Source organism: Thomasclavelia sp., assembly GCF_017889095.1.
Lineage (GTDB): Bacteria > Bacillota_I > Bacilli_A > Erysipelotrichales > Coprobacillaceae > Thomasclavelia.
Map to the genome: position 1 here is coordinate 1 of NZ_JAGHEW010000244.1, position 9,655 is coordinate 9,655.

Consider the following 9,655-nt stretch of genomic DNA (forward strand, 5'->3'; position numbering starts at 1 on the left):
ACTGGGATGAAGCAATTCACAGAATCGCAATGAATGCTTATGAAGATCAATGTACACCAGCAAACCCAAGAATGCCAATCGTAAAAGATATGGAAGAAATCTTAAAAGTAACTTGGGATTATGAAAATAAATATGCTAAATAAACCAATAAAAGCTGACAAATCGTCAGCTTTTATTATTAGGAATATGTTTGTGTCCCCAATCACAAAAATAATGTAAAACGGGAATGAAAGATTCTCCTAATGGCGATAGAAAATATTCTACTTTTGGAGGTACTTGGGGATATTCTTTACGAATAATAAGTTGATCATCTTCTAATTCATTTAGCCGCTGGCTTAAAACTTTATGGGTTATCCCATTTAAATCACGCTTTAACTCATTATAGCGCATGACCTTTTTTTGCCATAATAAATATAAAATATGCATTTTCCATTTTCCGCCAATTAATGAAATAGCATATGAAAAAGGGCGAATATCGACTTCCTTGTCATTTTCGCATTTATAATCATCCATTGAAATCCCTCCTTATAAAATATTATATCCAATTATTTATTTTATGGAAAGTTATTTATTGCATTAATTAATCTTGAAATAATTTAAATTGGGAGCTAATTAATCCCGGCACATGGTGGGTTAGATAATGGGGCTAATGTTGGTAAAGTTTATGAAGCTGATTTGAATTTAGAAATATCATTTGCTTTAAAAGAAGAATTAGAAAGTCGTGGGGCAACAGTTAATTTAACGAGGGAAGATGATCAAGATTTAACAAAGCGCAATCATCATTATTCAAAACAGGATGATATGTATTTAAGAGTAAAGAAAATTGATTCTTTTAACAGTGATTATTTAATTAGTATTCATTTAAATTCAGCTCCATCAACTTCTATTTGGGGGTCTCAAGTATTTTATTATAATAATAGCGAAAAAGGAAAGCGGCTTGCAAATGAAGTCCATGAGTCAATGAAGGAAGTTACTGGCAGTGGCAAAGGAATTTCTGGAGCTGATTTTAGAGTATTACGGGCAACTAAAACAGTGGGAATCTTAATTGAGTGTGGGTTTATTTCTAATCCCAATGAAAGAGGACAATTACAAAGTAGTAAATATCATCAAAAATTAGCAACCCAAATTTGCAATGGGCTAGAAAATTATCGTCATAAATATCCTCAAGATTGTATTGATGAAAAAGATTTACAAAAGCTGATAGAGTAAATGAATATTTATTTGTTTGATTACTTAAATTTTTAAAGTGTGCTATAATTTAGATATAGAAATATCATTTAATAATTTATTAGTTACTTTGAAAAAGGAGGGAGTAAGATGAAGTGTAATGTTATAACTATTGGTCATGATTATGGTAGTGGTGGACGTGATATTGGTGCTAAACTAGCTGAAAAACTGGGATATAAATATTACGATACTCAAATAACAGCTAAAATGGCTAAAGAAAGTGGATTGGCAGAATCATATATTAAAGAAAATAGTGAATATGCAACTCATAGCAATTATTTCTTATTTACTTTAAATAATTGGAATTCAACGGGACCTAGTTTGATGGATCAGCTATATTTTTTACAGCGTGAGATAATTTTAGATCTTGCCACTAAGGAAAAATGTGTAATTGTCGGTCATTGCAGTGATTATGCATTAAGAAATGTAGCTAATTGTTTTCATGTCTATTTGCAAAGTAACATTGAAACTCGAGCAAAACGGGTGGTTGAAAAGTATCATGAGGAAATTGAAGATCCAGTCAAAGAGTTAAAGAATCGTGATAGTAAACGAAAAACATATTATCGTTATTATACTGATCGTAAATTAAATGATCTTGCCAATTATGATCTAGTAATTGATCGTACTCATCTATCTGATGATGATTGTGTTGAAATCATTTATGAAGCTTTAAAACGAATTAAATAATACTAATGATAAAGGCATAGGCTATGATTTGGCTTATGCTTTTATTATTAATTAATTTAAATATTTTTAAGTTCAGTTGTGTTAAAATAGTATTAATAAGGAGAGTGGTTAAATGATTAAAGCAGTATTTTTTGATATTGATGGAACATTGATTGATTCAGCTAATAAGAAAATGCCGGATAGTACCTATAAAGCGCTAAAAAAATTACAACAAAATGGAATTAAAGTTTTTGTAGCGACCGGAAGATCACCAAATAATTTGGATATTATTAAAGATTGTTTTGATTTTGATGGTTATCTTTGTTGCAACGGGCAATATTGTTTTAATAATCAAGAGATAATTCATGAAAAATATATTGAACAAAGTGATATTCATAGTTTACTTCCATATATTAATCAAAATAAGATTCCGGTTTTATTTGCCGAAATAGAGCAATGTTATAGTAATATCCCCAATTATAAAATTGATCAAAGTGCAAAGTACTTAAACGAACCGCGTTATCCCGTTAAAGAGGCAAAGGAAATAATTAATCAAAGAATAATTCAAATAATGGCTTATATTGATGAAGCAGCGGATGAGCATCTGTTAAGTTATCTTCCTCATTGTAAATCAGTTCGCTGGACTGATATGTTTGCTGATATTATTCCTATTGATGGCGGTAAAAACAAAGGAATTGATCAAATGCTCAAATATTATCATATTAACATTGATGAAGTAATGGCATTTGGCGATGGTGGTAATGATATTGAAATGTTGAAACATGTAAAAATTGGTGTAGCTATGGGCAATGCTAGCCAAAAAGTTAAAGCTGCGGGTGATTTTGTAACTAAAGCAGTGGATCAAGATGGCATTGAATATGCTTTGAAAAAATATAATTTGATTTAATATTGAAAATTACAAAAAAGTTGTGTTAACATATATCATATGTCAAAATAATACAATTTTTTAATGTATTTGATGTTGGAGGGTTATTATGGAAAAAACACGAAAGGGTTTATTTAATGCCAATGTAGATTTACTTCATGGATCAATATTTAAATCGTTGATAATTTTTGCGATACCGCTATTTATTTCAAATGTTTTTCAACAATTATATAATACCGTTGATACAATGATCGTTGGAAACTATTTAGGTGATGTTTCTTTAGCAGCAATTGGCTCTTGTACTTCGATTTATGATTTATTGGTTGGATTTGCTTTAGGGATAGGTAATGGGCTATCAATTGTTACAGCGAGAAGTTTTGGCTCTGGGGATCATACTTTGTTGAAAAAATCAGTTGCTAGTTCAATTGTCATCGGTGTTATTTCTTCAATTGTAATTACACTAATTGGCAGTATCTTTTTATATCCATTACTACAATTATTAGATACACCAGCTAATATTATTGATGAAGCTTATAGTTATATTTCTGTTATTACTTTATTTATTATTGTAATGTTTGCCTATAACTTATGTGCTGGATTGATGAGGGCGATTGGTAATAGTTTTATGCCGTTAGTATTTTTGGTTGTATCATCATGTTTTAATGTTGTTTTAGATATTGTTTTTATTACTGTTTTTGATTTAGGAATCATGGGAGCAGCTATTGCAACAGTAATTTCTCAAGGAATTTCAGTTTTGTTGTGTATTGTTTATATTTTGAAAAAAACACCGATTTTAATTCCTAAAAAAGAACATTTTAAAGTTGATCAAAGCTTGTATAAAGAGTTATTAGGACAAGGTTTTTCAATGGGGTTTATGAGCTGTATTGTTTCAGCTGGTTCCGTAATCTTGCAATATGGAATTAACGGTCTTGGTTATTTAACGATTGCTGGTCATACGGCTGCAAGAAAGTTATATATGTTTTTTAATATGCCTTTTAGTGCTATGGCAATGGCAATTTCAACTTTTGTATCACAAAACAAAGGAGCTAACCAGGGAAAAAGAATTCGTCAGGCTTTACGTTACAGTTATATTTATGATGCTATTTTAGCAATTATTGTATCAGTTGTTTTATTGTTGTTTGCAAATAGCTTAGTTCATTTGATTTCAGGTTCAACTGAAGATGTTGTTATCAACAATGGATCATTATATTTAAAGATCGTTGGTCCATTTTATATGATTTTGGGAATTTTAATGCAAACGCGTTTTGCGCTTCAAGGAATTGGACAAAAGATGTTACCATTAATTTCTAGTGTGATTGAATTTGTCGGAAAAATTATCTTTGTTATTGCATTTATTCCAAGATTTGGTTATTTAGCGGTAATTTTTTGCGAACCAGTTATTTGGTGCGTCATGGCGGTTCAGCTAGTTTACTCATTTTATACAAACAAATATATTAAACAGTATAAATAAAAGGCGGCTCTTTAAAAACCGCCTTTTTAAGCATTAAAGCTTTATTTTCATTGGTACAGGAAATGGGACTTGAACCCACACGAGATATCTCACTAGAACCTGAAACTAGCGCGTCTGCCATTCCGCCATTCCTGCATATATTTATATTATACGCTTTTTTGATGGATTGTTAAATAAAATATCAAAAATCATTTACTGAAAACGATTAACTCAAGTATCGTATTTTGGTATAATGATGATTAGATGGAGGTAAGAAAAATGAGTGTTTTAGATACAAAAGTTTTAGTGAATTATTATTTTGAAGCTATCAGTGAGATTCCTAGAGGCTCTTATAATGAAAAGGGAATTGCCGATTATGTGGAAAATTTTGCCCAAGAAAAGAAATTAAGATATGTCCGTGATAAGCTTAATAATATCATTATTTATAAAGATGGAACAGCTGGTTTAGAAAATCATGAACCAGTAATGTTGCAGGCTCATATGGACATGGTTAATGAAAAAAATAAAGATAGTGATCATGATTTTAATCATGATCCATTGCAGTTATATGTAGAAGATGGTTATGTTTCAGCAAAAGGAACGACTTTAGGAGCTGATGATGGTTATGGAGTTTGTTATATGTTAGCAATCCTGGCAGATCAAGAAGCTAAACATCCACCTCTTGAATGTGTTTTTACAGTAGCTGAAGAAGTTGGTTTAGATGGAGCTATTGGTTTTGATGAAAGTTTGATCAATGCTAAAAGAATGATTGGTTTGGATAGTGAAACTGAAGGGGAAACTTGTACAACATCATCAGGCGGTCTAGATGTCTTAGTTTATAAAGATCTTCATTTTACTAAAAGTGATGAGCCAGGATACCAGATTATGGTTAAAGGTTTAATCGGTGGACATTCTGGTGGCGAAATTCATCAAGGACGTGGCAATGCCAATAAATTAGCTGCACGGGTGATGTATGGTTTGATCAAAGAAAAGATTGATTTTAAGCTTGTTTCGATTGAGGGTGGACTAAAAAACAATGCAATATGTCGAGAATGTACAATTATTTTTACTACAACAGCTGATAGTTCAAAATTAGAAAAAATAGTATCTAAATATCAGGAATATTTTAAAGAAGAATTAGAATTTAGTGATCCTGGTGTTAAAGTTGAATTTAAAGCATTAGATTTAAATTCTGTTGATGTTATTGATTTCAAAGAATCAGCAGAGATCATTGAAATGATGATGGTCTTAAAAAATGGCTTTGTAGAACGTTCTCAGGCAATTAAAGATTTGACTACGATTTCATTAAATATGGGAGTTGTATACTTTGAAGATAATCAATTAAAGATTAGTTATTTATTACGTTCACCAATGAAATGTGCAGTTGAAAATATGTGCGATGAGTTAGAAATTACTGCTAAGACATTTGGTGGAGCGATTAAAGCAGCTAATTATTATCCAGGCTGGAATTATGATCCGGATTCTAAATTAAGAGAGCAGTTTAAAGAATTTTATTTTAGTAGAACGGGAAATAAGTTAAAAGAAACAGCATCTCACGGTGGTTTAGAAACGGGAATTTTCAAAGGAAAGATTCCTGATTTAGATATTATTACAATGGGTCCAGATATGAATGATATTCATACCCCTGATGAAAGAATGAGTGTCGCTTCGTTTGAAAATAGTTATTATTTATTACGTGATTTTATTGCAACATTATAAGGTGTTATTAAGACACCTTTTTCTTTTTTTAATAAGTATTAAAAGTGGTTTATATATTTTTACTAAAAAGTATTGACTATATAGTAGGTATATGGTGTTAAATCTAAGTAAAAGAGATATAAAAAATGCATCTTGTTTTACTTTTGGATATACCGTTATTTATGTTGAAATAGTTTATGATTTAATTTTGGTAAAATCAATAAAAAGAATATGATGAGTTATTATTAAATATAAATAATAAAAATAATTATTGTAATGTATTTAATATGGCGCTATAATATAAGTAGATAAGGAAGGGAGGATTAAAAAATGATTACCTATATTAAGAAAATAGTAGCTGGTTCAAAAAAATTTTATTTAGAAATTTTGGTGATACTATCTTTCTTAGCATCATTTGAATTTATTTCCGTAATCATTTATTCTGGAGGGGAAGGACTTAATAATTTTATTGAACGCTTGCTTTTACAGATAATATCCGGAATTGTTATTATTGTATCGTTTATTTTAATTTTGTTTGTAAATAATTATTTAATTGGACATAAAACAGATGAGTTTTCAATGATCTTGCTTTGTGGTAAAAGTACTAAAGAGATTGTTGGATATATCTTGATGCAATTTGGTGTATTATTTTTATTATCTTATTTAATTGGAGCAGCACTAGGTTATCTCTGGTTTTTGATCTATCAGCAAATATTTCTAGACACATTAACAATTTATCCAAATACAATCATAAATGTATATATTGCTTTATTTATTACTAAAATGATTTATGTTTTAATGATTGATTTAGGAAAGTTTTTAAGAATTAAATTAGATATTGCCAGTTATATGAATCATGTGCCAAGCAGTTCTAAATCAACAACTTTTGCCATCTTTAGTAGTGGCAGCACTACTGTTAAGATGAAAAAGTCACAAATTTTAGGTGCTAATATTGGTAATATAATTACTGTTATTTTAGGGATATTATTTTTGTATATTGGTTTATCAGAAACTTTAAGTTCTTCAGCAAATAATAATTTGCCAATATATTTTGCATTTTCATTATGTGGTGAATTGATGATTATTAATACATTATTGACAATGGTTTATGATTTGCTTCATAATAAATTTTTACTAAAATCAAAAAATGGAATTATGATTTTAAGTAATTTAAAGGATTCTAGTAAAGTAATGAGTGTGTTAATTAATTTATCATCATCAATCGTACCGATAATAATTATATTTTTATACTTACAGGGAATGAGCCCAGTAATTCAAAATGGTTTGATTACTACGTTTATTGCTTTAATGGCGGGAATGTTTTTATGTTTCATTATTCGTTTTATTCTCTATATCCCTTCTCGAGCTAATGTTATCGCTATGATGAAAGCTTTAGGATATAGTAGAAGTAATATTTATTGGATCCATTTTGCAGAAATTATCATTTTTGCTTTATTATATGTGTTATTTCCAATTGTGGTTTATGGATTGGTGTTATATCAAAGTTATTTAAATCAGATGATTGTTTATCATACGTTTGTGGTGATGATATCAACGTATGTAGGATTATATGCATTGATGCTGATTTATATGGTTGTACGTTACTGTAAATTAATCAAGGAGGTATATAGTGATGTCAAGTATCTTAATCGAGGCGAATAATATTAGTAAAGTATATGATTATGATATTTTATTAAAACGAGGGATTAATTTTTATGCTTTACAAAATGTTGATTTTGTATTAAAAGAAGGGGATTTTATTAGTGTTATGGGACCAAGTGGTTCGGGGAAATCAACACTGTTAAATTGTCTTTCGACTTTAGATGAGGCTACTAGTGGCAGCATTGAAGTATTAGGTAAATTAGTTAGTCAAATGAGTGATAAGGAACTTAGTTTATATCGTAATAAATATTTAGGGTTCATTTTTCAAAATCATAATTTAGTAGCTTCATTATCGATTTTTGATAATATAGCAACGCCACTTATTTTAAATAATGTAGCTCCTAGTGAAATTCAAAATAGAGTAAACGAAATCGCAAAAAAACTTAAAATCCAGCAGTTTTTATATAAGAAACCTAATGAATGTTCTGGTGGTGAAAGACAGCGAGTAGCGATTGCCAGAGCGATTGTTGCTAAACCAAAGATTCTGGTTTGTGATGAACCAACTGGAAATCTAGATAGTGAAAACTCGCATGAATTATTAGGGTTATTAAATGAATTGAATCAAGAAGGAACGTCAATTATTTTAGTTACTCATGATAATATGATTGCCAGTTACGCTAAAAAATTTGTCTATTTACGAGATGGTAAGATCATTAATGAAATAGAACGCAATGATTTAGATCAAGTAGATTTCTTTAATGAAATCGTTAAGATCACTACTCAAGACAGTTTATTGAAATTGTTTAATAGTGGTAGTAAAAATCCCATCTTACAAGAAAACAAATCAGTAAAAAAAAAGAATAATGATCAAAAACTAAATCAAAAAGTTACCACCAATGAAGAAATAGAAGTGAAAGCTGCTAGTAAAGAAGCAGATAAGGATAAAAAGGCTTCTACTGATATTGATGAAACTGATAATGATCAAGTCAAAAAGAAAACTAGAAGAATTGCGTATGCGATTTTTGATGGCTTAGAATATGACAATAGTTCTAAAAATAAATATCGTAATCTTAATTTTGAAAAAGATTATATTGATGCTACTATTTCGAATACTGAGTATGTAAAAATAACTTATGATGAAGTTGAAAAAGTAGGTATTTCGATGTGTTCGCGCTTTGTAATTTCATTTCCAATGCCTGAAAATAGATTTTATCTTGATATTGATATAGTATTAAAAGATGGTCGCGTTTATCAGTTTGAATTAAGGAATCAAAAAAATGCCTTAAGTTTATTTGATGTATTAAAACAGCATGAATTAAAAATTGATGATCCTTATGGAATTGAAGCGATTTATCGAGCTAGAACTGATTATTTAGTAAGACATCGCTGGTTATTGTATAACTTTAAAGATGTTGCTGAAAAATATGGTCTTGATAATCCACGGGGAGTAGACGTGGCTAATCAATATAATTCTGTTAATCCTTTAGGAAAAAAATAAGTCTAAAAAGCGTCACAAGACGCTTTTTTAGCGACTGAATTAATAAAAGGTTAAAAAATTAGTGTTTAATTAGATTTTTAGGGTATAATAGGTTATATTTTTCATATATCTATAAAAAGGAGGCGGATTGATGCGAAAGCTATTATTGATTAGCTTGAATATTGGTAAAATAATTACAGTGACTTTATTAAAAGATATTGAACGTTATTTTATTCGGGTTGAATATGAAAAAAATGGTGAAAAAATTAAGGAAAGCAATGATGAGGTAGGTAAGGAGTTTGTTTACCGAATTGTAAAATTGATTGAAAATTTAAGTGAAAGTGATAATCAGGAAATTGGCTATTTAAAAGTTTTTTATAGTGAAGATGAGTATTTAGAAGTAGGTATTAGTCATGAATTAATTGATAATGATGAAACTTTAAATGAATTATTGGATTTATTACTTTTATATGTCGATGAAGAAAGTCGTACTTTAGTAAAATGATCAATTTAGTTGGTCATTTTTTTATTTCCAGGGAAATATTTTAGCTAAATTTGAATTAATTGTACCAAAAGTGTCATAAATAGGATACAATAGGGGTGGAAAAAATTGGAGGATAAAAGAAATGAGTGGATTTTTTGGTGTTGC

The 9,655-nt window shown here is 29.3% G+C and carries 9 protein-coding genes and 1 tRNA gene; 8 read left to right on the forward strand and 2 right to left on the reverse strand.

The features are described 5' to 3' along the window. Window positions 1–165: 165 nt before the first annotated feature. Window positions 166–513, reverse strand: a complete 348-nt coding sequence (locus J7M77_RS10800; protein ID WP_296878394.1) for a helix-turn-helix domain-containing protein — start codon at window positions 511–513, stop codon at window positions 166–168. A 102-nt stretch (window positions 514–615) separates the two neighbouring features. Between J7M77_RS10800 and J7M77_RS10805 the strand changes: the two genes are divergently transcribed. The 4 genes from J7M77_RS10805 (at window position 616) to J7M77_RS10820 (ending at window position 4,250) form a co-directional block, all read left to right on the forward strand. Then, window positions 616–1,209, forward strand: coding sequence for an N-acetylmuramoyl-L-alanine amidase (locus J7M77_RS10805; RefSeq protein WP_296878412.1), 594 nt, complete (start codon window positions 616–618; stop codon window positions 1,207–1,209). 108 nt (window positions 1,210–1,317) lie between these two features. Continuing rightward, on the forward strand, window positions 1,318–1,914 hold the full coding sequence (locus tag J7M77_RS10810; RefSeq protein ID WP_296878396.1) for an AAA family ATPase: 597 nt from the start codon (window positions 1,318–1,320) through the stop codon (window positions 1,912–1,914). A 112-nt stretch (window positions 1,915–2,026) separates the two neighbouring features. Further along, a complete protein-coding gene (locus tag J7M77_RS10815) occupies window positions 2,027–2,800 on the forward strand; it encodes a Cof-type HAD-IIB family hydrolase (protein ID WP_296878398.1) in 774 nt (257 codons plus the stop codon). Window positions 2,801–2,888: 88 nt separating this feature from the next. Continuing rightward, the gene (locus tag J7M77_RS10820; RefSeq protein WP_296878400.1) at window positions 2,889–4,250 is read left to right on the forward strand and encodes an MATE family efflux transporter; all 1,362 of its coding nucleotides are present in this window, start codon (window positions 2,889–2,891) and stop codon (window positions 4,248–4,250) included. Between the two features lie 51 nt (window positions 4,251–4,301). Here J7M77_RS10820 and J7M77_RS10825 read toward each other — a convergent pair. Further along, window positions 4,302–4,385 (reverse strand) — tRNA-Leu (locus tag J7M77_RS10825). A gap of 123 nt (window positions 4,386–4,508) precedes the next feature. Here J7M77_RS10825 and pepD point away from each other — a divergent pair. The 4 genes from pepD (at window position 4,509) to J7M77_RS10845 (ending at window position 9,511) form a co-directional block, all read left to right on the forward strand. Further along, window positions 4,509–5,948 carry a beta-Ala-His dipeptidase gene (pepD, locus tag J7M77_RS10830; RefSeq protein WP_296878402.1) on the forward strand — a complete coding sequence of 480 codons (1,440 nt, stop codon included), beginning with the start codon at window positions 4,509–4,511 and terminating at the stop codon, window positions 5,946–5,948. A 309-nt stretch (window positions 5,949–6,257) separates the two neighbouring features. Further along, window positions 6,258–7,589 carry an FtsX-like permease family protein gene (locus J7M77_RS10835; RefSeq protein ID WP_296878406.1) on the forward strand — a complete coding sequence of 444 codons (1,332 nt, stop codon included), beginning with the start codon at window positions 6,258–6,260 and terminating at the stop codon, window positions 7,587–7,589. Further along, the gene (locus J7M77_RS10840) at window positions 7,561–9,027 is read left to right on the forward strand and encodes an ABC transporter ATP-binding protein (RefSeq protein ID WP_296878408.1); all 1,467 of its coding nucleotides are present in this window, start codon (window positions 7,561–7,563) and stop codon (window positions 9,025–9,027) included. The genes J7M77_RS10835 and J7M77_RS10840 overlap by 29 nt, the downstream gene beginning before the upstream one ends. A 130-nt stretch (window positions 9,028–9,157) precedes the next feature. Beyond that, window positions 9,158–9,511: a hypothetical protein gene (locus J7M77_RS10845; protein ID WP_296878410.1), complete on the forward strand. Its 354-nt coding sequence runs from the start codon at window positions 9,158–9,160 to the stop codon at window positions 9,509–9,511. Window positions 9,512–9,655 lie beyond the last annotated feature (144 nt).